Consider the following 22365-nt stretch of genomic DNA (forward strand, 5'->3'; position numbering starts at 1 on the left):
TGCCCAGGCTCGGTCGTCACATCAATTCTGCCCCCGTGTTGCTTCACGATGATGTCGTGCGTCATCGAGAGACCAAGTCCAGTCCCTTCACCGGCTGGCTTGGTTGTGAAGAACGGGTTGAACATCTTTTGCTGCACCTCGGCCGGGATGCCGGTGCCGTTGTCGCGAATGCGAATTTCCACGGTAGTTCCGAGGTTCTTGGTGGTGGCCCGGAGGGTTGGCTCAAAACCAGGTTCTTTATACTCGGTCTTGCGCCTGGTCGCCGCATAGACGCCGTTCGCGATCAGATTAAGAAATGCGCGGGTGATCTCCTGGGGAAATAGTTCGATTGTACCAGCGTCCGCATCGAAGTCGCGCTGCAGGTTGATATTGAACTCGCCTTGTTCTGCGCGTGCGCCGTGATAGGCGAGATTGAGGCTCTCATTGAGAAGCGAATTGATATCCGCAGGCCGGTGCTCTCTGGAGCCCTCGCGCGAATGCAGCAGCATGTTCTTCACGATGGAGTCGGCGCGCTTGCCGTGCTGGACTACCTTTTCGAGATTGTCCTTTAACAAGCCGGTCAATTCGTCTACTTCACCCCGGACCTTGCCATCCATCGCGACCGGCTTGAGCAAATCGTTCAGCTCGTCGGTCAGTTCCGCCGACAGCGCCGAGAAATTGTTGACGAAATTGAGTGGGTTCTTGATCTCGTGCGCAATGCCAGCGGTGAGCTGACCGAGCGAGGCGAGTTTCTCCGTCTGCACCAGGCGGCCCTGCGCGGCGCGCAGATCGTCGAGGGACTGCGACAGCTCCTCCGTCCGCATGCGCAACTCATTAAGCAGACGGGCGTTTTCGATGGCGATCACCGCCTGATCGGCGAAATTCGTGACAAGCTCAATCTGTTTTTCGCTAAACGGGCGCACTTCCTGGCGATAGATGACAATGACGCCAACCAGCTCGCTCTCCCTGAGCATCGGGACGGCAAGCAAGGTCCGAGCCCGCATGCTTTCGGCGGTGACGACGCGCAAAGGGGTCTGCCTACCACCACTCTCGGCCAGGATATCCGGAATAAGGACGACCTTTTTGGTGGCCATGACCCGGCCGAGCGCCGTTCCGGGTGGCGGCACAAGCGGTCCGCGCTTGAACAACTCTGCGAATGCGGGCGGCGTGTTATGGAGTTCTGCCGCCTCAAGCCCGTCGCCGCTGCAAAGCAACATGTTGCCGTACGAGGCCTCGCAGATCTTCAAGGCGTTGTCGAGCATGACCTTGAACACCGGCTGAAGTTCGCCGGACGAACTGCTGATGACACGCAGGACTTCTGATGTTGCGGTCTGTTGCTGCAGCGCCTCTGTGAGGTCGCGCGTGCGCGCCTCCACCTCGTTGAACAGCCGCGCATTCTGGATAGCGATCACGGCTTGATCGGCGAATGTCTGGATGAGCGCAAGCTGCCTTTCCGAGTACCTGAAGCCGGTTTGCGGGTGAGTAAAGATGATCGTGCCGATGCCTTGTTCCCGATCGACCAGCGGCACGAAGGTGATAGATCGAAAGCCACCCGCGGCAGCCGCCTTGCGCGTATACTCCGGCGTATCGGGGGCCGCGACATCGGGAATCTCGATGATACGACGTTCGAGAATAGCACGCGTGGAAGGTGAGCGGTCCCGATCGCACGGAATTGGATATATCGTGCGGACTCGGTCGACATCAAAGCCGGAGATTGAAGCCGCCGTCGCATTCCAGTGCAGCTTATCGTCTTTCAGAGTTGTAATCGTCGCGGAGCAGGGCTCGAACAGCTTCGCCGCGCTGTTGACGATCGCTTCGAACACAGGCTGCACGTCCGATGGCGAACTAGCGATAACTTTGAGGATTTCGGCGGTTGCCGCCTGTTGCTCGCGGGCGTCCTCCAGGTCTTTGCTCGGACCGGAAACCGAACGACGCTTAACTCGGGTGGCCGCCGACGCAGTCCGGCGCTTGGTCTTGGTGGTCTTGAGGCCCGTTGCTAAGCTTGCGTTCGCCTCGCTCGTCTTGCCGCCCGTTCTTGATGGTCGCGTCATATCCGCCCCCAGGGTCAAGAAGAGCATCTTATCGGGCTAAACCGTCCTTCAGGAAGGGGCGGATTGGGCTGAGTCGCATGTTGCCAGCTGGCCAAGCTATGCCAAACACGGAAGTCGAACCGGTCGAAGCCGACTTCCGCTTTACCCCTCAAAGCAGACATCCGGCGGGCGTGCTGGGATGTCAGTTGAGTGAGTTCCTGTTCGATCACTTCGTCGGCGCGGGCGAGCAGCCATTTGGTGATTACAGCCAGGATTGGTCCAGGCGACGAAGGCCTTCCGGACACTTGAACAACAACGGAGGTTCAGTTGAAGTCTGAAAGCCTTCAAGAGGATTAACGACTCAGGGGCTGAGGATTTCAGTATGTTGATGAACCGATGCTGGCGCAGAAAAGTCCAGAAGGCGATCAAAGTCTAAAACGACAAACCGGCGTCCGGCTGAATCCGCGATATGGACTTGCCAACCGAGGCTTTCCAACAGGCGCGCTTTATCGACAGCAGCCTCGGGGCTGATGCGCATGGTGACAACACTCTGTCCGTCTTTGCATGCGTGGATGGCGAATGTCATGACACCCTGCCGGACGTCCAGCTTACAGCATATTCGGATGGGCTGGAGGTATTCTTAGGCTCGTTGCATTGCACCAATTGAGAAATAATCTTCACGCCGTCATGGAGAAAAATTGCCCAATAGGTTTGGGATCGGCTGGGGTGTCAGAAAAAGCAAACCGTTAGGCGTAAACAGGGCGCGGATACCAATCCGACATGGCATTGGAATTTGCGGGCAAGCGAGCGCTGTCGGAACAGTTGTCGGAGATACTAAAAGAAGAAAAGCGCCAAAGCAGCTGAGCCGACGAGGCGAGCTCCAAAGGTGTTCGTGCGAGAGATAACTTGCTCAATAGCCAGCCCTCGTCGATGGCGAACGGCCCTCCCGCCGCTATTTGGCCGGGTGTTCGTATGAAGGTCTGGAATACACAGGCACGGTGCCAATCTCCCGTCCTGCGTCATTGATTATGGCAATGCGGCGCTCCGGATCGTCTTCAGGTTTATCGAGCGAAACGCCTATGGCCAGCACCGTCGCCCTGATGACTGCATCCGTATCATTGTCGCAAACAAAACCTGATGCATCGAAAAGTCTATGGCCGTCCTGAACATCAAAAAAGTAGCGGGGCATCGGCAACCTCCAGCTTGCCAAGTTCGTCGGGACCACAATGTTCCGACCAGCGGCCTGCGCACCTCGCCTAGGAAATACGAATTACTTCCGAAAGTGGTCTAAACCAAACAGCAGTGCGCCGGTGAATATGCTTTGGTTGAGCGATGTGGTATCCCGGCGACCAGCGCGACCGCAATTGACCCATACGTCAACGAAGGCACTCAACGCTCGTGTCAGCGCAGCACTCTTTTTGTCCTGTCATGGGCCGCGAGCACGGCGCGGCCCTTTTTTGTGACCACCATCGGGTAGCGTGGGTCCTCTATGGCATTCGCTGGGTCGGCAATTAGGTTTAAGCGGACCAACGCCCACAGGGCTTGGCTGCCGCATGGTCCGGTGAGCGTGTAAGCGCTGCCGGTGTGCATCCGATAAACCTCGCCCCGCGCCGTGGCTTGCAGGCCAGCAAATTGGGCGCCTGTCAGCCTGCGATCCTTCAACCTCCGCGCCCTCTACTGATCGAGGTCCTAAACGACCAGCATATAGATGCAGCCGGTCACCAGGGCGGTGAGCCACAACAAAGATATGCCGAATGGAAAAAAGTGTAGCGACTCATCGCCAGACTTTAGCGCGGCGGGTCGATTGGATCATGTGCAGTTTGTGCCATTCGCGGTTTATGAGCGTGCTTCGTGGATCAGGGCCGAGGCGGCTATGGATACGCGGCGACGTTGCACGTCGTACAATAGAAGTCGGGGCCTCTGTTGGTAAAAACTAACTTGAAGCCATCCGGAATGACTTCAGCAATCGGCAAATGCCCCTCTTCTTGAGACAGCGTTGCCATGCCAGTCTTGCTGCACTTTGGGCAGCGAAGCTTTTCGTACCAGTCATTGGTCATCGAACTGTGGCATTAAACATTCGCCCTGCAAGGCCATGCTCGTCGGTTGTGAATATATACAAGCGGGTTCTTCGCGTCTGTTCGCCGCCCGATGATTTGGCACTGGTTTCGCCGAGGTAGCGGGCGGTTCGGTGGCAATCGTCGACGATGTCTGCCGGTTTTCAGTACAAAAGACATGCGAAAATTTATGGCCGCCGCTTGCCTCGTTATCGCGGGGATAATTTCGACCCACCGCCGCCTCCTAACGGCGCTCGATCGACCCAGAGTCAGGTCGATGAGCCAGCTTGGAAGCGTCTATCGCTATGGAACTTTGCGACCCGCCGCCGTTGTCTCATTATGAAGTTTTTTGGAAGCGCAGTTACTGCCCTGATCGTTCTTTGGTTGATCGATAAAGAACTGAACCATGGGCACTATACCCAGTCCGCGCTGGCCGTGTTGCGCGGATTGGCACGATCCATCGGGATTCGTTGAGGCCGCCCCGGTTGGCGGCCTCTTTCCGGCGGCGGTTATGAGAACAACCTTTGCCACCAGGGCGGGTTCATCCGATCGTGCAGTATTTTCTCGTACTGCGCTTTGGTAACTTCAGTCCTGCCGCCAACCACAGCGGCCGATTCAATGTCGCCGATCTGATCGTTTCCGGCTTGCTTGTCACTCAGTTTGCGATCGGTCATGGCTCTCTCCTGTTGAAGCGGACGCGAACATGCGCGTCCTTGCCGCTCGCGCCGCAAGTATCGCAGGCATGCAACGCGGCTCTGGTCGATCGGGAAGCCGTCACCCTGCCGCTGGATCACGCCTTCGGCTTCGTGAGCGGGTGCAGCAACGTGAAGCGTCTTTTCATTCGATTACCTCCCCGGCGCGCAGCAGGAGTGATGTCGACACCTCGATGCCGAGGGCTTTGGCTGTCTTAAGGTTGACAATCGTCTCGAATCTGGTCGCCCGTTCGATGGGCAAGTCGTTCGGCTTCGCACCTTTCAGAATCTTGTCCACAAAGGTCGCGGCGCGCCGGAACATGTCGGTAAAGTTGATCCCATAAGACAACAGGCCCCCGGCCACGGCGTAATCCGACCAGCCAATCGAAGGCAGACGCTGCCGCAACGCGATTTGCGCCAAGGCTTTAGCGTTGCCGATCAATGTCGCATCGTCGATGACCACGAGCGCGCCAATGCGCTTTGATGCCATCTCGGCAAATGCCGCTTCGATCTCGTCGGCTCCGCGCACGCCGAACTGGTGAAGCTTCAGTTTGAGCAGCTCCGCGGTGCGCCTCACTGCTGGTACAATCGGCGCGTTTGCAGGATTTACCGGGTTGAGCAGGACACCAACGTCGGTCAGGTCGGGCACGGTCTCCTTAAGCAGTTCGAGCCGCTTGGCAGAGAGTTCTGGAGTGAAATAGGTCAATCCGGTCACGTTCCCGCCCGGCCTAGCGAGGCTTGCCACCACACCTGACGCCTCCGGATCAGCAATCACCGCCACGACGATAGGAGTCGTGTTGGTGACTTGTTTTGCAGCCAAGGCTCCCGGCGTTCCATGGGTAACGATCACGTCGACGTTTAGCCGGACCAATTCCGCGAAAAGGGCGGGCAGACGTTCGTACCGTCCTTCGGCCCACCGATACTCAATGACAATATTCCGGCCCTCCTGATAACCGAGGTCACGGAGGCCAGCGCGGAACGCCTCGGCGCGTTCGGGCAGACTTCCGGCCGATGGCAACCCCACAAAGCCGATGCGGTAAGCTTTGGTTGCTTCTTGCGCGCGCGCTACAAACGACCATGCGGCTGCTGAACCGATAACCAGCGTGATCAACTCGCGGCGTCTCATGGGGCTACCCCCAAGGCCAAGGGTCACGGCTGCTAAGTATAGCAGGTTGGGAGTGTTAGTGGCGGCGTGCATCGCAACAAAAACGCGCAGCGTCGAGCTATTCGATCACCTCGTCGGCGCGCTGCTGGAGATGCAAAGGCATTTCGAGGCCGAGCGTCTTGGCGGTCTTCAGATTTATCCTCAGTTCGTACTTTGTCGGCGCCTGCACCGGCAGATCGCCCGGCTTCTCGCCCTTGAGGACGCGATCGGTATAGGTCGCCGCGCGCCGAAAATTATCGGGCGGGTCATTTCCGTAGGACAGCAGGCCGCCAACTTCCGTGAACTGGTGGAAAGGATAGACCGCGGGAATACGGTAGCGCTTGGCCAGTGTTGTAATCTCCACGCGATGGTTGGACAGGAAAATATCCGCCATCGCTACCAGACCGCCGTTTGGGTCGCGCGCCAGTGCGCTAAAGACGGCTTCGAACTCGGACGGGCTGTGAACAGGTGCAGCGATCGCCTCTACTGCGAGGGACCGGGCGCTGGCCTCGAATGAGCCAAGGTAATCGGCATAGGGCGCTGTTGCCGGATTGAACAGGAAGGCGGCCCTATTGACGCTCGGCGCGATCTCCTTGAGCAGGTTCAGCCACTTGCCAGCCATCGTCGGCTCGAAAAGAACAAAACCGGTGACGTTGCCGCCCGGCCGCTCGGCAACGTTTGCGAAAATGACGGGGATGGTGCGCGTTTGTTGCAGCATCGCAGCAGTGGTGGGTGTGTTTTGCGTAAGAATGAGGTCGGGCTGCAGCGCGACGAGTTCCTTCGCGAATCGTTGCATCGCCTCCACGTCAGCCGCTGCCCAGCGAGTGTCGATCCGGATGTTGCGGCCCTCCGTCCACCCGAGCTTCTGGAGTTCCTCCCCGAACGCAGCCACCCAGGCCTGTCCTTCCCGGTCACTCTCGGCATATGCCATCAGCACGCCGATCCGCCGCATCCGCTGGGGCTGCTGCGCGCGCGCGGTGAGCGGCAAGGCGAGCGTGCCGCCCAGAAGGGTGATGAACTCGCGCCTCTGCATACGCCCCCGTAAGGACCACGCCTTGTGGAATTGCCAAATCCTAGCACGTGTGACCACCGGGCAATGTATCACAAAGCGCCCACACTCGAGCGCCCATTCTCACTAGATGCGACGTCCGTTGTGGGTCATTCGAGTCGTTTTGACGGACCACGGCGACTTCCGATCTACCCGATGAGCGGACATCAGGTTAGGCAGGCATGTCTCAAAAAGGCCAGTAACAGAAGCCGCCATCCTCATTCGATCACTTCATCGGCGCGGGTAAGAAAAGTCTCCGAGATATTCAAGCCGAGCGCCTTGGCTGATTTGAGATTGATGATGAGGTCAAACTTGCTGAATGGGCATGTCAGCTGGCGTTGCTCCACGCAAAATCTTGTCGGTAAACTCAGCAGCCCGCGCAAAAAGGTCGATGAAGTTCGCTCCGTACGAAATCAGACCGCCCGCGTCCACGAATTCTCTAAAACCAAAGATAGTTGGAATCCGTGCGGCGGTAGCCACTTTGATGATCTTGGCCTTATTGGCATTTGTAAGGGGTTCACTATACACGTACAGCGCGTCAGTTTCGCCCGTCAGTGTCGCCATTGCTGCGTCAATATCGTCGGCCGTTTGGATTTCGAGTATGTTGGCTTCTACATTCAGCCGGGCGGCTGCCGCTCGAATGCCAATCACCTCTTGCGTAACACCCGAGTAATTGGTGTTAACCATTGCAGCGAAACGGCGGACATTCGGGATGATGTCTCTCATCAATTCAAGACGTTTGCTGCTGAGTTCACCGGGCTGGATGGAAAGTCCTGTAACATTCCCGCCAGGCCGGGCCAAGCTCGCGACGATTCCGTTGGCGACCGCATCACCGTAGGCGGCGAATACAATTGGAATGCTTGACGTTGCCTGCTTTGCGGCCACAACGCCGTATGCCGACGTAACGATCACATCAACCTTTAGCCGCACGAATTCGGCAGCGAATTCGGTGATTTGCCGAACATCTCCTGCTCCCCAGCGATACTCGATCTTGACATTACGCCCATCCGTCCAGCCAACCTTGGCCAGTCGTTCCACGAATGCCGCCACCCACGCCCCATGAGAAGCTTGCGTTCCAGCGACAAGGAAACCGACAACCGGCGGCTTCGCTGTTTGTTGTCCATAAGCCCCTGAGATGGAGCCGATGGCCACGCCGCTCGTCAGCAATATGAATTCCCGTCGCCTCATTCTATCACCCGGCGTTCTGACCACTGCATTGGATCGAGCCATACAAATAGGCTTTCGGCCGCATCGTGTTAATCTGGAATTATCCTGCCACGTCGGAAATGGGTCAAAAGCTGCCCTAGCAGGCTCGAAACGGGACTTCCGATCTCCCCCGAAAGCAGACATCCGGAAGGCGTGCTGGGATGTCAGTTGAGTGCCCACAAGCAGACTCATGCACTGCAGCAAACAGCTTGGCTATTCGATCACTTCGTCGGCGCTGGCGAGCAACGCGAGGGGAACAGTAAGGCCGAGGGCTTTGGCCGTTTTCATATTGATCACCAGTTCGAATTTGGTCGGTTGCTCAACCGGCAGATCAGAAGGCTTGGTGCCTCTGAGAACCTTATCGACGTAGCCGCCTGCACGACGATACAAATCGACTATACTGGGGCCGTATGAAATCAATCCGCCATCGATGACGAATTGTCGGTAGAGATAGCTTGCGGGCAAACGATGCTTCGCCGCCAGCGCGGTAATTCGTGGGGCGTTGTTAACGGTTAAGGTATCACCAAAAACATTTATTGCATGGGCGTGCTGGGCTGCGGCCGAGGCAAATGCGATGTCGATTTCCTCGGCCGTGGTCGCCTCAAATACCGGCAGAGCCACGCCTAGGTTCCGGGCAATTTGGGGCAACTCCTCGACTACGGTGAGCATGTGAAATGGATTGCCCGGATTGACCAAGTTCGCAATTTTCGAGGCGGTAGGAACCAGTTCCCGCAGGGCTTGGATCGCCTTGCCGGTGAAATTTCCGGGCGCAAGGAGTGATAGACCCGTCATGTTGCCGCCGGGATGCGACAGGCTTTGGACGAGGCCAAGCCGCACGGGATCGGCCACAGCCACAAATACAATCGGAATGCTGGCGGTTGCCGATTTCAGGGCTACAGCTGTTTGCGTGTTGGTGGCGATAAGCAGATCGGGCTTGAGGGCGACGAGTTCGGCCGCTAGAGCCGGTATGCGCTCGGCATGGCCCTCGAAATATCGGGAGTCAATGATTAGGTTCTTGCCTTCGATCCAGCCGTGACCGCGCAGGCTCTCGTCGAACACTTTTTTGATCGGCAAATTTTGGACGTTGCCAAGCGTGCCGACCCGGCGAGGCGTCCCCTGCGCCCACGAACGCCGTGGTGAAACTAGCAGCGCCGCGCTGGCCGCAATGAACTCTCGCCGCTTCATTCGTCCCTCTCGCAGCTTGAGGACGAGGGACGTAGCATATCACGTCTCGATTGTGGCCGCACTCACTTCGGATGCTGCGTCGCAAATGTCGCCGTTCCGCAAGACGGCTTTGGGTCAAAGTGAGAAGTCCGGGCTTTCAACCGGCAAGTCGGCTTTACCCTACCTCCGGACATGACCTTGCATTTGTACCAGGATCGGAAGTCGCGATTCATGGTTCAAGTCTCAGAGCAAAGGCTATCAGAGCCGCACAACACGATTTTGCGGCGCTATTCCGAGACCCATCGCAGGGCGGTTAGCCATTGCATACGAGGACGCCTCGGCAGAGATCGAGTTGGCTAATTCGTTCTAGGCGGCCAACGCCGGGCCACCAACCAGCCCGCCAGAGGCGCGCCAAAGGCCAGGCACCAGAGGAATTGTGCAACGAATGGAGCGACGGCGGCCATCACCGTTGCGAACACCAATGCGAAAACCGGAAAGATCGCGGTTGCCAGCAACTCGGGATCGCCGCGCCCTCGCAGCGCGAGAAGCCAGAGCAGCGCGTTCAGCGTTGCAACGAAAGTAAGATGAACCCCGTAAATAACAGCGACGACGCTGTCGAGCCGATAGGTTCCGTAAAGACCATTCGTAACGGGAAGGATGATGATCGACAACAGGAAGATCAGATTGAGGAAGACTTCGCCCCGGCTGCCTTCCGGAGCAACCGTAAGCCGCCGATGATGGCTGAACCAGAACATGCCCGCGACAATGAAGCTGATCATCAGCGCGATGAGGGGCTGCGCGTAGGCGTTGACCAGATCGATCCAGCTCGGCGCTTTCGCAAAACCGCGCGCCTTCGGCAGATCATAGGCGAGCAGCGTCATCGCAACGCCGAAGATCGTGTTGCTCAACGCCTCCAATCGGCGCATTTCGAAAAGACCGATCTGCTTCAACCTTGCTCCCCTTAAAGCCGCCGGACACGAGACCCGGACATGCTTTCAGACTGTTGGATTGTCGGACATAGATTGCCCGTGTGGGCAAGATAAGAAGTCGCGACGCTTCTATAGTGATCATCAAAGCACGTTGGTTGCTATTGGGATAGGCCGCCATGTCCGAGGCTCATTCGTCGGTTTGGCCAGACCACGGCGACCTCCGGTCTACCCCGATGAACGGACATTCTCAGCATAGGCGGCATGTCTCAAAAGTGCCACAAGCGGCCCACGTGCGATGTCGAAACTCCGGAAAATACACTCGCTAGACTTGCGCTTCCGTTTTCGTATCTGGGCGGCCTCGACCTAGGCGTGGCTCCGTTCCCACTAATAGCCGTTGAATGTTGGTATGATGACGAACAATCACGTAGATGCCGCCTCCGATCACCAGCAATCGATAGGGCAACGGGTGCTCGAAACCGCAGACAAGAACGATGGCCGTCAACGCCGCGAGTATTGAGCTAAGGGAAACAATTCGGGCAACAGCCAGCACGACGCCAAAGACCATCGCAGCACCCAATCCCACTGGCCACGACATCGCCAGCAACACACCGAGCCCGGTCGCCGCGGACTTGCCGCCTGTAAAGTTCAACCAGATCGAGCGGCTATGCCCCAACAGCACGGCAATTCCTGCCAAGCAAACAGCCCATGGCACCCATACTTGCAACTCAGCTGCCGTCGGCGGCGTCGGGGATAATTCTGTATAGAGCCAAGGACAGAACGAGCGGGCAACGATGATGGCAGCCACGCCTTTCAGCACATCGGCGATGAGCACCACCAACGCAGGCCATTTTCCAAGAGTCCGCAATACATTCGTTGCCCCGGTGGATTTGGAGCCATGCTCTCGAATATCAATGCCCGTGAGCAGTTTCCCCGCCAGGTAGCCCGTGGGCGTAGAACCGAAAAGATAGGCGATCACCAATCCAACCGCGCTCGCTGTCCAGAAAGCCCTGGGTTCTAGTTCCAGTTTCACGCCGCCAGTGTTTTAACCCCGACTTCGCTTGACCGCTATGGGTCAAACGCGTCGGTTATGCCCCCGCCAATCGCTTCCGGTCTACCCCCAACTCCGGACGTGGCCTGCACCGCGCAAACCGAGGCTTTGTGCCAATTGCCGGCATCGCGCGAATGAAAATTACGCGGCGTCATCATTGCTGATAACAACGAAGTACATTGCTGGCTGATCTAACTGGACAGAGCTTATGCACCTTCAACGCGCGAGGCGTTCCAATGGTATGTTCAGCCGTAGCCTAAGGCCATTTCGACGCCAGTCGTGCTCGATCCGGCCTCCCAGTTCGCCGGTCACACTACGGTCGGTTAGAGTGCTACCAAAGCCGCGAGCTTGCGGTTTCACATCGATTTCAGGACCGCCGGTTTCGTCCCAGTCAAGACGGAAGTCGTCACCGCTCGCGTCCCATGTCACACGGATCGAGCCATCCGGCCGAGAGAGAGCCCCGTACTTGACCGCATTCGTCGCCGTCTCGTGCAACACTAAAGCAAGGCCTGTGACGGCCTTTGCTCCGACAGGCACATCGGGTCCGCTTAGGACGATGCGGTCAGGGGAGCCATCTTCATAGGGCTGCAACACTGTGCGCACCAGTGCATCCATCGTTGTCTGCTCACTTTCGTGCTCAGTTCCCATGATACCCGGACGGACAAGATCCTTGGCCCGCAACAGCGCATCCAATCGACCACGAAGAGCTTGGGCCATCTCCTTCGGGCTCCCTGCAGACCTAGCACTCAGACTGATCAGTGAGTGGAAATTGGCGAAAATGTTCTTTACGCGGTGATCCGCTTCCCGAGCAAGCAACCGTTGGCGCTCTTGCGCATTCTTCTGATTGGTTACGTCCACCACCACGCCGACGAAGCGATCCGGTTGTCCGTCCTCCTCGTACAAGCACTCGCCACGCGCCTCGACCCAGCGGATATTTCCATCCTTCTGAAGCAGCCGGTATTCTTGAACATACTTTTCTCGGGTGACGACAGCATGATTGACAGCGTCAGCGATCCGCTGGACATCCTCGGGATGGACGCCCGCAAGGTAGTCCGACAACGGCGCGCCCTTATCTCCCTTGGCTGGATCGACCGAGAACATTTCCGCAAATCGAGCATCGGAATAGAAGGTGTCGGACTGCACATGCCAAGCGAACGTACCCACCATCCCAGCAGCGTTCAGAGCTTGACGTAGTCGCTCCCCGGTTATCGCCAAAGCTCGCTCCGCCAGAACCTGCTGCGTTGTTTCCACGACAACGGCGAGAACGCCTTCAGGACGACCATTCTCGCCCAGCACTGGGCTGTAATCGAGGTTCATCCAAACCTGCTCAGGAACGCCTGAACGGTGAAGTGTTAGTTCTTGATTACGGTATGAAAGCGTACCTCCACCCAAACCCACCTTCATCACATTGTCGTTGAAGTCGGCCACCTCAGGCCAACCTTCCCGCACCTTGGACCCAAATAGGAGGGGATGGCGCCCGCCTGCAAAGATTGAGTAGGCGTCATTGTAGATCATGATGCCATCTAGTCCCCACAGGAGCACGATGGGGACCGGTGAGCGCAGCAGTATGCTAACCGTGGTCTTCAGACTTTCTGGCCACTTGGAGATTGACCCCAAGCTGGTGTTGGTCCAATCGAGCGCACGAATAAGACCGCCATTTTCGCCGCCGCCGAACGGGAAATGATCCTCAGGCTCCGAACCGCTCACGTTGGTCATAACCTTTTGATGCTGTTCCTTTGATGGTCGGACCTTGTTCCACTTCCTGGATCATAGCCAGCCCTATCTGTGCAGCCCTGCTGACAACCTTTGGGAGATGGCTCTAGCTAGGATCAATTTCTGCTTTGGGTCAAACGCGTCACTTTGGTCGTCGGCAGACTACTTCCGGTTTTCCCCCGGAAGCGGACATGCCAGGGCCGGTCGGCATGTCTCAAAAGTGCCAATTGCAGACGTCTACGAGGAAGGGAATCGACAACCACTCACATATAGCCGGGATCGCGCGGAACGTAATTGCGCCAATCGCCAAATGATCGCGCCGACATGAGGACGAGAGGCTGCACGATGTGAAAGCCATGTTCGATTACCCTGGCCATGAGTGCGTCGGCACCCCCTGGTGCGATTAGCGAGAGCTGCTGAGGTTGAAGGCTCAAAGCAGCTTCCATTGCCGCGCTGACGACCTCCGCGGAGTCAGCACCCGGCGCAACTGCGAGAGGTCCAATGTGACCCTCGGGCGACGCGTACGCGTAGCCAACGGTGGAACCGCCTTCCTCAATCCTGAATCCCGTCGCATCTGTCCGCAACAGGTACTCGTGGTGTCGGTCGCGACGGAAACCGAGAATGTCGCTGTCGATTTGGCCAAGCCAATCGACCGCAGCGCCCACCGCAATCGGGCTACAGGCATAGCGGCTGCTTCTAAGCCTCCGTTGCACCACGCTCGCCGGTGCGCTGATGCGATAGAGGGGCTGCCGCGGATACAGGCCGTACTTCGTATAAAGTCCGATTGCAGACGTATTGAACGCAAAGGTGATAAGCGCTCGATTTGTCGCCTTCAGCCGCGCCGCATGGTGCAAGGTTTTTTGGAGGAGCTTCCCGCCGACTCCCCTTGCCTGCTTCCCCGGCTCTATGAAGAGCTGCGCCAAGTACCAGAAGTCGGCGAGAGCCCAGCTGAAGCCGAAGCCGATGATCGCCTCGTCGTCTTCCGCAATCCATAGGCCGGTTGCATCTTCGGACAGACAGAAGGCTTGGAACGCTGGCGGCCGCAGCGGCATCGATGCCTCAAACCCATGCCGGCTCCACAGATCATTGATGCTTCGCTGAACCAGCGCGGCAGCAATCTCTAAGTCTTCGTTCCTCGCCGGGCGAATGCAAATTGGCATAACTTTCACGTGCGCCAGCCGTTGAGAATAACATGGTAACGGCTAAACCACAGCGTGGCTAGGGCAGGAGCGGCTCTGTTAGTGCAACCTGAGCTGCTGGCCGATGTCCGCCTCGGGTCAAACTGAGACCTCAATCCGCCAGTGCGGCATGTCCGTTCTACCCCCAGGAGCAGACATTCCTCCGAACGGCAGCTTTGCGCCAAGACCGGTCGGCCGCGACTGCCTTTTTGGACCTGCCAGAAAGGGTTTTGTGGCAACTACAAGCGTGGTAAGCGTCGATGATGCGTGTGTCGCATATCGATTGCACGGGCGCCGTCCTGCTGTCGCTCGGGCAGAGGCGTTTGTGATCCTGAACACGGGCTAGCGCGGGCAGTCAGGCGGCGAACTCGATGCCGCCTGCGTCGTCTACGGTGCGTACGTGGGCGACGTAGCCGTCCGGACGGACAAGCATTGAAGCGAAGTTGCCGAGCAGGCCGTCGTTGGCGCCAGGTGCCAGGCTGACGAGGTTGATTGCGTCCCTGACGGGCGTTGCGTCGCTCTCCGTAGCGACTTGCAACAGGACCCAGCGACCTTCTTGGAAATAGCGGTAGAGCGTCGTTCGCGAGCCGTCCCTCAACACAAGATCGCCGTCGGAAAGACGATGCCCGCTCACACCTTTCAGATGGTCCCAATTGTGCTCCGCCTTAAACAGCGGTTCTGGATAGGCGACACCAAAGCCGGAGAGTTGGTCCGCGAGTTGGCGGTTGACCTCCGGCACACGAAGAAAGCCGCTGAGCATACGCCGCAGAGCCAATGCCGGAGGATCAAATGCGGAGAACAGCGCGAATTGCGCAAGCGTGTCGTTCTGAAGCGCCTCGCCGATCGGTCTACGTTCCGACTGATAGCTATCGAGTATCTCATCAGACGCGGTACCGTGTATAACACTCGCCAGTTTCCAGCCGAGATTCATGGCGTCCTGGATGCCGACGTTCATGCCCTGACCGCCCATCGGCGGGTTAATGTGAGCGGCATCGCCAGCTAGGAAAATCCGCCCTTTCCGATAGCACTCGGCGAGGCGCGATTCATCTGTGAAGCGCGATATCCAAACAGGATCGCGCGGACGGAGATCCCTGCCGTAAATGCGGGCCGCGCAAGCCGCGACCTCGGTGAGCGATACCGGCGCGGAGGGTTCCAAATAAGGTGCCGATGCATCAATAACGCCAATTCTGTGATGAACGCCATCGCCACGTGGCGCGAGAACCAAACCACCAGCCTCGTTGACGAGCGTCAGGACCGGTTTCTCTGGGGGCGCATCAAGCGCGACGTCTGCCAATGTCATTGCATGCCGTGCCGGATGACCGACAAAATCGATGGCTAAGGCTTGCCTTACCATACTGCGAGCGCCATCGGCGCCAGCGGCGTAGTGAGCGGCAAAGCCGAATGGTGTCTCGCCGTTCCGGCCCCGTACGATGACGCTTTCGGCATTCTGCTCAACCTGTTCCACAAGGTGGCCACGCCTGATGTCCACACCCAACTCCAGTGCACGCTCCTCGATGAGCTTTTCAGTCGTCGCTTGCGGCAGGAACAGCGTGAAAGGAAAGCGCGATTCCAATGTCGAGAAATCAAGCAGCGTATCCAGCCCTCCGAAGAAAAACCCAGGGTTCGGACGACCTTGTGAGAGGAAGCGTTCCGCGATCCCACGCAGGGCGAACACCTCCAGAGTTCGACCGTGGAGCGTCAATGCGCGGGATTGGGTGACGCGTTCGGCGCGCCGTTCCAGAACGAGGACTTTCACTCTTGCCAGCGCCAGCTCACACGCAAGCCACAGTCCCACCGGTCCGCCGCCAATTACGACGACGTCAAATTCATTGATCATGATCATCTCACCACATATCTTACGATGTTAGACATAATCTAACGATGTTAGGGAGTTCAAGCGGTGGCAGCCGGTGTGGGCATTCAACAAGAGGTGATCGTACGGGCGGCGCTAACCTTGCTTGATGAGGTTGGGCTGGAGGGCCTCACGATGCGGCGGCTCGCCGCTGCCTTGAAGATTCAGGCGCCTTCGCTGTATTGGCATTTTCCCAACAAGCAGGCGTTGCTGGACGGCATGGCGGATGCCATCTTTGGCGCAGTGTCGCTGCCGCGGAATCTCAAGGGGAAGACCTGGGATGTGCGGCTGAAGGTGGTTTTCCGTGCCATCCGGAGGGCTTTTCTCGCCCACCGGGACGGTGCTCGTGTCTTCGCTGGCACGTATGTTCCTACCGACAACGTGCTTCGAATCGTCGAAGCCATGATGGCACTAATGCAGGAAGCTGGCGCTTCGCCAAAGCTTTCATCCGACGCAGCCTTCAGCCTCGTCTATTACGTGCTAGGTTTCACGATGGAGGAACAGGGACTGGATCCGCGAACAGGCGGCCCGCTCGATCTCGCGAACCGGCAAGCGGAGTTCGCGAACCTTGCGGCAATGAAGTACCCAAGCATCCACGCGGCTTTGCACCGTATGTTCGACAACGATCTTGACGATCGCTTCGAAGCAGGACTCGATCTGCTGATCAGCGGGTTAAAGGCCCGGATCGATACTCGATCGTAATTCCGTTCTCGCGGACCGACTGGCCATAGCTGTGCACCCCATGTTTTAGACGGGCGCCTTCTTGCACACAAACCCAGCCGCGATAGCCGCACGGTGCACCGCTGCATGCAGGTGCGCCAGAAGCGGCTATTACCCCAAGTCAGCTTTTGCCCGTGTCGGGCATTGGGCCTACCGCCGCAGTGGGATGCCGACCAGCGGGTTTCGCGATGTTCAATGACAGAATGGGATTCCGTGTGGCTCGACCGGCAATTACCCTCAGTTTCCCGAGACCAGCCTGAGCCCGATGACGCCTCCCAAAATGAGAACAATGCAGAAAACCCTCAGCGGCGCAGCGGAGTCGCCCAGAACTGCGATTCCCAGTATCGCGGTGCCCGCCGCGCCGATACCGGTCCAGACCGCATAGCCAGTCCCGACCGGCAGCGTACGGAGCGAGAGTGAAAGAAGAAAAACACTCGACAAGCCGGTGACGACTGTAAGCAGCGCAGGTATCAATCGCGTGAAGCCTTGAGACCACTTCATGCAGAACGCGAATGCGATTTCGAGAAAGCCAGCGAGGCTCAGTAGTGTCCATGCCATGTTTGAAGATCCGTTGTTTCTTCGCCAGCCGGCACGACCGGGGCGAGGTTTGACGAGAGCTTTATTGTCAGCGAGGGACCGACGTCCAGTTCGATGCGCCGACTCGAATGCGGGACAGAACAGCTGCGAAGCCGGGCGCGCGTTTAGGAGGTGAACGTTGACGAACTGATTTCCGTGCGCAAAGCACTCGCTTATCGTGATTTCAGGCCCTGGTTCCAGCAGCGGGGAGCGTGCGGAACGCAATTCCAAATCGATTGAAGGCGTTCATCAATCCTATCGCATAGGTCAGATCAGCGAGTTCTTCGTCGCCAAATTCGGCGGCAGCGGCTTCATAGTCCGCGTCAGGAACGTGGGTTTCGGCAACGCATGTTATGGTTTCCGCCCAAGCGAGCGCGACGCGTTCGCAGAATACTTCACCCGCTTCGCGCCAAACCGGAACCAGTACGAGTTTGTTGACCGCAACATCGAGCTTGAGCAGATCGCGAGAATGCATGTCGATGCAATATGCACAGCCATTTATCTGCAAAACCCGCAGATAGACGAGATAGGTCAGCTCTTTTGGAACGCTGCAGTTTTGAAGATAGAGGTGCACCCCTCCGAAAGCCTCGAAACCTGCAGACGACGCCTTGTCGTAGTCGATACGATTGCTCATGATGAGTCCTTCAGCGGCTGGAGGACTCTATGTGCTGCATCTTGGCCTACCTTAGAAGGTCCATGATCTGCCTTGTGCACTGGGCCATGACCCTTATCTCGGCGCAAAGGCCTCAACGACCGAGCGAAAAATTCAGGCCGTCCGATCTCAAGGAGGGGTACAACGCTTTGTCGCGAGGATCTCAGCTATGCAGGAATCGATTATTTGTTAGGTCCTTAGAATGCGTTCGATATTCCGGTCGCGTCTCCCGCAGGGTTCTCTACATTTCTGGGCAAGTCCTGCTGATCAACAGCGCTGCTCGGTAACACAAACTGGAGGCGTGCCTGAAAGGTCCATCATCCGTCCGAAGTACTAGGCCATGATCGTTCCAGCTCAGTTAGAAACGGTGAGCTATCGCCAGCGTTATATCAGCCTCAGGATACGCCTTCCGAGAATCTCGGCGGTGCGCTGAGAGGCAATATTTGTGAAATTGAGAAGCAGGGCAGAGGCTCCATCACCACCCATCGTCCAATCCGTTAATGCTTCTCCGTACAGCCCCTCTTCCTGCATGCGCGCAACAAGCCGGCGATCTGAGCGTCGGGCTTGCGGCCGCAAGATCAAGTGCATTCCGCCCGGCTGTGAATCAATTCGCATGTGTTTCCCGAGCACGCTATCCAGACCTGCTGCTGTCGCTTCCCTACGCTCGGCATAAAGTTTCCGCATCCGCTGGATATGGCGCGCGAAGTGCCCTTCCCTGATGAAGGCAGTGACGAGAGCTTGCGTAAGCTCGGGACTGCCACCTGCAAGGGCTTGAGTGATCTGTTCAAACCGCTCGATCTCGGTTTCCGGCACGACGAGATATGCAAGCCGAATGCTCGGTAAAAGCACCTTGCTGAAGGTCCCAGCGTAGAGCACGCGCCCATCGCGATCCAGGCTCTTCAAAGCAGGCAGAGGGCGACTGACATACCGGTACTCGCCGTCGTAATCGTCCTCAATGACCCATGCGTTGTTTCGCGCGGCCCAGTCCAACAGCGCCAGGCGGCGGGCCAGGGATAAAGACACGCATAGCGGACTCTGATGCGCAGGCGTAACCACAGCTGCACGCGCGCGCAGCGCCAGCTTAATTCCATCGGAAACGTCGATGCCCTCCCGATCAACCGGCACGGGAACGGCTGCAATATTCATGTGTCCCAGCAGTTCTCGCGTCGGCGGATATCCAGGGTTTTCAAGCCAAACGCGATCTCCCGCCTTCAACAGTGCATGACCGATCAACTCGATGGTGTGGCGATATCCCGATGTGACGAATATCTGAGATGGGGAGCAGTTGATCCCGCGCGAAACCTGGAGATATGCGGCGATCTCGGCACGCAGTGCTGGCAAGCCGTATACAGAGGGATGCACCATGTCCGATGGTTGCATCGCACGCACACACCGCGCGCCCAGGCGTGCCCAGATCTTTCGGGGAAACATATCCAGGGCAGGCAAACCCATTTGGAACGGCAAAATCGAATCTGGACGAAAACTGGCCGCAGCAATGCCGCTTCTGGACTGGGGCGTCGGAATTGCAACAGGCGCTCGCGGCTTGAGGCCCGGCGTCACGATGGTCCCTGCCTGACCGCGGGCTAGAATGTACCCCTCGGCAGCCAACAAGGAATAAGCTGCTTCAATCGTGCCCCTTGCCAGACCCAATTCCTTGGTCAGCGCACGTGCCGAGGGAATGCGGTCACCTGGCTTCAACAATCCGCTCGCAATAGCGCCGCGAAACCGATCGTAGATCTGGCGATAAAAAGGTTCAGCAGCCGTTGGATCCAACGGCGAAATCTTGCTGGCCGCGACGGTCATGGTCTAGCCCACTCTGCCGGTGAGCCGAAAGTGATTATACCATAATGTCCCAGAGCGGCAGTCACTTTTGATCAACCGTTTGTGTGTGCTGCAACGCCCCGAGGTTGAAGAGTCACCACCGCAATAATGGACCAATTGCAATTTCCATTCATGGACCATGGATGTCTGTCATGAGGTTTGTAAATGATTGCTCACCGAGACGTCGAAAGTATCAAGGAACGGAAGGTCGATCATGAATTTGAATCTGAGCGGCAAGAGAGTGCTGGTGACGGGCGGCTCAAAAGGCATCGGGATGGGATCGCCACGGCGTTCGCCGCCGAGGGCGCGGAACTGATCCTTGTCTCGCGCGACATCGACGAGGGCGAGGCGAGTAAGAAGGTCGGTCGCCCGATCACGGCCGTCAATCTCGACCTGTCGCAGCAAGGTGCGGCGGAGCAGCTAGGTGGGCGTTTTCCCGAATCGACATCCTGGTCAACAACGCTGGCGCGGTTCCCAGCGGGTCGCTGTTCGACGTCGACGAAGCGCGGTGGCGCTCTGGGTGGGACCTGAAGGTGTTCGGCTACATTAACATGTGCCGCACCTTTTACCCGCTGATGGTCGGTCGCGGCGGCGGGACGATCGTCAACATCGCCGGAATCGGCGCGATAGTCAAAAGCCCGGCGGCGATCTGTATCGCGGCCGGCAATGCGGCCATCATCGTCATGAGCCAAACGCTCGGCAGTGGGAGCCACCGGGACCATGTACGCATGGTCGCGGTGAACCCCGGCCCCGTCGCAACCGAGCGGCTCAAGGCGGCCGCCAGCGTCCAGGACACTCAGAAGTTTAATGCGGCCGCGTTGCTGCCCTGGGCACACCCCGCAAGCGTGGAGGAGATCGGCGCGACAGTCGCGTTCCTCGCCTCTCGTCCTACACCAGCGGTTCAGTGGTCACCGTCGACGGCGGACTGTCCGCGTCCGCCCCGGGCCTCTAACGCGTTTCTTAGAGGAGGATGCCTGCCATGGCTCTCGTCCGCTATCCCTATCCCGCGACGATGTCGGAGAGCGCGCGTTGCATCATGGCGATGGCGCCGCAAGCAAAATCCAGATACCGACCTACTCGCGGGAGATGCTAGTTGCCCCGTATCGGAACCCGGGTTTGCTCGGTGGCTGGCGCTGCGCATATGCCGCCACCCCTTAAATTGTTAGGTAGCCGACTTCTTCAATGAGATTCAAACGAACGTCCGGTTTGCGCCAGAAGCGACCCTACAGCCAGCGGTGCTGTTCAACTAAAGAACCGGTCTGTACGCGGCCGTGTGGTGGCGCTTTCGCGCGACCAGCACACTGATGATGAGCACATTGAGAATGTTGGCACCGATGCCGACGGCGAACGCGGGCTCATAATGACCGAGACGATCGTAGAGCAGGCCGGCGAGCCAGCTGCCGGCGGCCATGCCTCCGCCGCTGAACAGCAATAGTGTCGGGATTCTCCAGGAGGCTTCCGATGCTGGAAAAAGTTCACGCACTGCCAGGACATAAGCCGGTATGATGCCGGAAAAGCCGAGCCCGAAAGCGGCGGCCACCGTGAAAAGGCCGGCTTCGTTCTGTGTCAGCAGAAAGGCCGTCATCGATGCGGCCTGCCAGGCTGATCCGGTCAGGACGGTGGCGAGCCCGCCTATACGATCGGAGATCACGCCCCAGATTTGCCGGCTCAGAAACGCGGTGCCGAGCAATACCGACAGCATCAGGGCGCCCATCGATCGACTGATCCCGAGATCGCTGCAAAAGGCGACCAGGTGGCCCTGCGGCATCGCCATGGGAATGCAGCACAGTATGGCGGCGCAGCACATCAACGCGAAAACGGCATTGGGCGGCCATCCGAGGACGCGCGCCTTGTTTGAACCGGCGCCGGACGCCGCCGCCGGTAGAACCACTTCGGGTGGCGTCCGGAAGTAAATTGCGGCCAGCGGAGCGACGACAACTATCTCGAGGAGCGCATACCACAGCATCGCCTGCCGCCAGCCGTAATTGGCAATCACTTGCTCGAATATCGGCGGCCAGAACGCTCCGGCGACATAGGTGCCGCTCGAGATCAGTGCCAGCGCCGAACCGCGCCGGCGGTCGAACCAGCGGCTGACGTAAATGTACAAGGGAGCGTTGATGCCGCCCAATCCGATCAGGCCGATAAACAGTCCGTGGCCGATCCACAGCGGCCAGGGCGGCCCAAAGGTCGAGATGGAGAGGCCAAGGCCGATCATTAGCGAACCGAAGATCACCGTCGGGCGCGTGCCAACCCGCTCGGCTATTCGCGACATCAGGATGCCGCCGATTCCGGATCCGAGCCACGCCAGCGCGCCGGCAAGCGCTGGAACGGAACGCGACCCGTCAACCTCGCTGGCGATGTCCTTGAGCGCCACCGCGGTGATCCATCCCGCGCCGAACGACATACCAAGGATCGCCAGCGCTACCGAGGCGACGGCCCACGAGGCCTTGGTTTCAACCGAATCTGAGGGCGATGGCAACATCAGGCAGGAAATCCGATTGGCGAATCCTTTTACAGGCCGCACAAAAAATCACCACCCATGTCCACGTGGGGTCTGCT

The 22365-nt window shown here is 58.3% G+C and carries 21 protein-coding genes; 4 read left to right on the plus strand and 17 right to left on the minus strand.

The window, feature by feature from the left end:
• The 3 genes from JQ611_RS36600 to JQ611_RS36610 all read right to left on the minus strand — a co-directional run.
• The coding region (locus JQ611_RS36600) for a GAF domain-containing protein (RefSeq protein WP_249133737.1) at positions 1-2030 on the minus strand (2030 nt) is incomplete at its 3' end.
• Between the two features lie 340 nt (positions 2031-2370).
• Positions 2371-2595, minus strand: a complete 225-nt coding sequence (locus tag JQ611_RS36605) for a hypothetical protein (RefSeq protein WP_212468186.1) — start codon at positions 2593-2595, stop codon at positions 2371-2373.
• Positions 2596-2961: 366 nt separating this feature from the next.
• Positions 2962-3198, minus strand: coding sequence for a DUF6894 family protein (locus JQ611_RS36610; protein WP_212468187.1), 237 nt, complete (start codon positions 3196-3198; stop codon positions 2962-2964).
• 1015 nt (positions 3199-4213) lie between these two features.
• Between JQ611_RS36610 and JQ611_RS36615 the strand changes: the two genes are divergently transcribed.
• Positions 4214-4537, plus strand: a complete 324-nt coding sequence (locus tag JQ611_RS36615) for a hypothetical protein (RefSeq protein ID WP_212468188.1) — start codon at positions 4214-4216, stop codon at positions 4535-4537.
• A gap of 35 nt (positions 4538-4572) precedes the next feature.
• Here JQ611_RS36615 and JQ611_RS36620 read toward each other — a convergent pair whose 3' ends face one another.
• From JQ611_RS36620 to JQ611_RS36665, 10 genes are all read right to left on the minus strand, one after another.
• Positions 4573-4737 (minus strand): hypothetical protein, encoded by a 165-nt coding sequence (locus JQ611_RS36620; protein WP_212468189.1) that lies wholly within the window; start codon positions 4735-4737, stop codon positions 4573-4575.
• A gap of 163 nt (positions 4738-4900) precedes the next feature.
• Positions 4901-5881 (minus strand): ABC transporter substrate-binding protein, encoded by a 981-nt coding sequence (locus JQ611_RS36625; RefSeq protein ID WP_212468190.1) that lies wholly within the window; start codon positions 5879-5881, stop codon positions 4901-4903.
• Between the two features lie 97 nt (positions 5882-5978).
• A complete protein-coding gene (locus tag JQ611_RS36630) occupies positions 5979-6932 on the minus strand; it encodes an ABC transporter substrate-binding protein (protein WP_212468191.1) in 954 nt (317 codons plus the stop codon).
• Positions 6933-7253: 321 nt separating this feature from the next.
• Positions 7254-8114, minus strand: a complete 861-nt coding sequence (locus tag JQ611_RS36635) for an ABC transporter substrate-binding protein (protein ID WP_212468192.1) — start codon at positions 8112-8114, stop codon at positions 7254-7256.
• A 252-nt stretch (positions 8115-8366) separates the two neighbouring features.
• Entirely contained in the window at positions 8367-9338 is a 972-nt protein-coding gene (locus JQ611_RS36640; RefSeq protein ID WP_212468193.1) for an ABC transporter substrate-binding protein, read from the minus strand.
• A gap of 335 nt (positions 9339-9673) precedes the next feature.
• Positions 9674-10243, minus strand: a complete 570-nt coding sequence (locus JQ611_RS36645) for a TMEM175 family protein (RefSeq protein WP_212468213.1) — start codon at positions 10241-10243, stop codon at positions 9674-9676.
• A gap of 325 nt (positions 10244-10568) precedes the next feature.
• Positions 10569-11222, minus strand: coding sequence for a glycerol-3-phosphate 1-O-acyltransferase PlsY (gene plsY / locus JQ611_RS36650; protein WP_312012347.1), 654 nt, complete (start codon positions 11220-11222; stop codon positions 10569-10571).
• 288 nt (positions 11223-11510) lie between these two features.
• The gene (locus JQ611_RS36655) at positions 11511-13010 is read right to left on the minus strand and encodes a PAS domain-containing protein (RefSeq protein WP_212468194.1); all 1500 of its coding nucleotides are present in this window, start codon (positions 13008-13010) and stop codon (positions 11511-11513) included.
• Positions 13011-13270: 260 nt separating this feature from the next.
• A complete protein-coding gene (locus JQ611_RS36660) occupies positions 13271-14167 on the minus strand; it encodes a GNAT family N-acetyltransferase (RefSeq protein WP_409411325.1) in 897 nt (298 codons plus the stop codon).
• A 373-nt stretch (positions 14168-14540) separates the two neighbouring features.
• On the minus strand, positions 14541-16022 hold the full coding sequence (locus JQ611_RS36665; RefSeq protein ID WP_212468196.1) for an FAD-dependent monooxygenase: 1482 nt from the start codon (positions 16020-16022) through the stop codon (positions 14541-14543).
• Between the two features lie 63 nt (positions 16023-16085).
• Between JQ611_RS36665 and JQ611_RS36670 the strand changes: the two genes are divergently transcribed.
• The gene (locus JQ611_RS36670; RefSeq protein WP_312012349.1) at positions 16086-16739 is read left to right on the plus strand and encodes a TetR/AcrR family transcriptional regulator C-terminal domain-containing protein; all 654 of its coding nucleotides are present in this window, start codon (positions 16086-16088) and stop codon (positions 16737-16739) included.
• 255 nt (positions 16740-16994) lie between these two features.
• Here JQ611_RS36670 and JQ611_RS36675 read toward each other — a convergent pair whose 3' ends face one another.
• From JQ611_RS36675 to JQ611_RS36685, 3 genes are all read right to left on the minus strand, one after another.
• Entirely contained in the window at positions 16995-17315 is a 321-nt protein-coding gene (locus tag JQ611_RS36675; RefSeq protein WP_211995928.1) for a multidrug efflux SMR transporter, read from the minus strand.
• A gap of 202 nt (positions 17316-17517) precedes the next feature.
• Positions 17518-17967, minus strand: a complete 450-nt coding sequence (locus JQ611_RS36680) for a carboxymuconolactone decarboxylase family protein (RefSeq protein WP_212468197.1) — start codon at positions 17965-17967, stop codon at positions 17518-17520.
• A 402-nt stretch (positions 17968-18369) separates the two neighbouring features.
• On the minus strand, positions 18370-19788 hold the full coding sequence (locus JQ611_RS36685; RefSeq protein WP_212468198.1) for a PLP-dependent aminotransferase family protein: 1419 nt from the start codon (positions 19786-19788) through the stop codon (positions 18370-18372).
• Between the two features lie 183 nt (positions 19789-19971).
• Here JQ611_RS36685 and JQ611_RS36690 point away from each other — a divergent pair, with 183 nt between their 5' ends.
• The gene (locus JQ611_RS36690; RefSeq protein WP_212468199.1) at positions 19972-20337 is read left to right on the plus strand and encodes a hypothetical protein; all 366 of its coding nucleotides are present in this window, start codon (positions 19972-19974) and stop codon (positions 20335-20337) included.
• On the plus strand, positions 20256-20972 hold the full coding sequence (locus JQ611_RS43185) for an SDR family oxidoreductase (protein WP_409411326.1): 717 nt from the start codon (positions 20256-20258) through the stop codon (positions 20970-20972). Before JQ611_RS36690 ends, JQ611_RS43185 begins: the two co-directional genes overlap by 82 nt.
• 80 nt (positions 20973-21052) lie before the next feature.
• On the opposite strand, the gene JQ611_RS36700 is transcribed toward JQ611_RS43185, so the two are convergent.
• Positions 21053-22288: an MFS transporter gene (locus JQ611_RS36700; protein WP_211995932.1), complete on the minus strand. Its 1236-nt coding sequence runs from the start codon at positions 22286-22288 to the stop codon at positions 21053-21055.
• Between the last annotated feature and the right edge of the window lie 77 nt (positions 22289-22365).

Origin of the sequence: Bradyrhizobium sp. AUGA SZCCT0182 (assembly GCF_018130185.1) — a bacterium.
Lineage (GTDB): Bacteria > Pseudomonadota > Alphaproteobacteria > Rhizobiales > Xanthobacteraceae > Bradyrhizobium.

Excerpts from the sequence above, each read along its gene's own strand:
- JQ611_RS36605 (WP_212468186.1), bottom strand. The coding sequence starts at position 2,595 with ATGACATTCGCCATCCACGCATGCAAAGACGGACAGAGTGTTGTCACC.
- JQ611_RS36610 (WP_212468187.1), bottom strand. The coding sequence starts at position 3,198 with ATGCCCCGCTACTTTTTTGATGTTCAGGACGGCCATAGACTTTTCGAT.
- JQ611_RS36615 (WP_212468188.1), top strand. The coding sequence starts at position 4,214 with ATGTCTGCCGGTTTTCAGTACAAAAGACATGCGAAAATTTATGGCCGC.
- JQ611_RS36620 (WP_212468189.1), bottom strand. The coding sequence starts at position 4,737 with ATGACCGATCGCAAACTGAGTGACAAGCAAGCCGGAAACGATCAGATC.
- JQ611_RS36625 (WP_212468190.1), bottom strand. The coding sequence starts at position 5,881 with ATGAGACGCCGCGAGTTGATCACGCTGGTTATCGGTTCAGCAGCCGCA.
- JQ611_RS36630 (WP_212468191.1), bottom strand. The coding sequence starts at position 6,932 with ATGCAGAGGCGCGAGTTCATCACCCTTCTGGGCGGCACGCTCGCCTTG.
- JQ611_RS36640 (WP_212468193.1), bottom strand. The coding sequence starts at position 9,338 with ATGAAGCGGCGAGAGTTCATTGCGGCCAGCGCGGCGCTGCTAGTTTCA.
- JQ611_RS36645 (WP_212468213.1), bottom strand. The coding sequence starts at position 10,243 with ATGCGCCGATTGGAGGCGTTGAGCAACACGATCTTCGGCGTTGCGATG.
- JQ611_RS36655 (WP_212468194.1), bottom strand. The coding sequence starts at position 13,010 with ATGACCAACGTGAGCGGTTCGGAGCCTGAGGATCATTTCCCGTTCGGC.
- JQ611_RS36660 (WP_409411325.1), bottom strand. The coding sequence starts at position 14,167 with ATGCCAATTTGCATTCGCCCGGCGAGGAACGAAGACTTAGAGATTGCT.
- JQ611_RS36665 (WP_212468196.1), bottom strand. The coding sequence starts at position 16,022 with ATGATCAATGAATTTGACGTCGTCGTAATTGGCGGCGGACCGGTGGGA.
- JQ611_RS36675 (WP_211995928.1), bottom strand. The coding sequence starts at position 17,315 with ATGGCATGGACACTACTGAGCCTCGCTGGCTTTCTCGAAATCGCATTC.
- JQ611_RS36680 (WP_212468197.1), bottom strand. The coding sequence starts at position 17,967 with ATGAGCAATCGTATCGACTACGACAAGGCGTCGTCTGCAGGTTTCGAG.
- JQ611_RS36685 (WP_212468198.1), bottom strand. The coding sequence starts at position 19,788 with ATGACCGTCGCGGCCAGCAAGATTTCGCCGTTGGATCCAACGGCTGCT.
- JQ611_RS36690 (WP_212468199.1), top strand. The coding sequence starts at position 19,972 with ATGATTGCTCACCGAGACGTCGAAAGTATCAAGGAACGGAAGGTCGAT.
- JQ611_RS36700 (WP_211995932.1), bottom strand. The coding sequence starts at position 22,288 with ATGTTGCCATCGCCCTCAGATTCGGTTGAAACCAAGGCCTCGTGGGCC.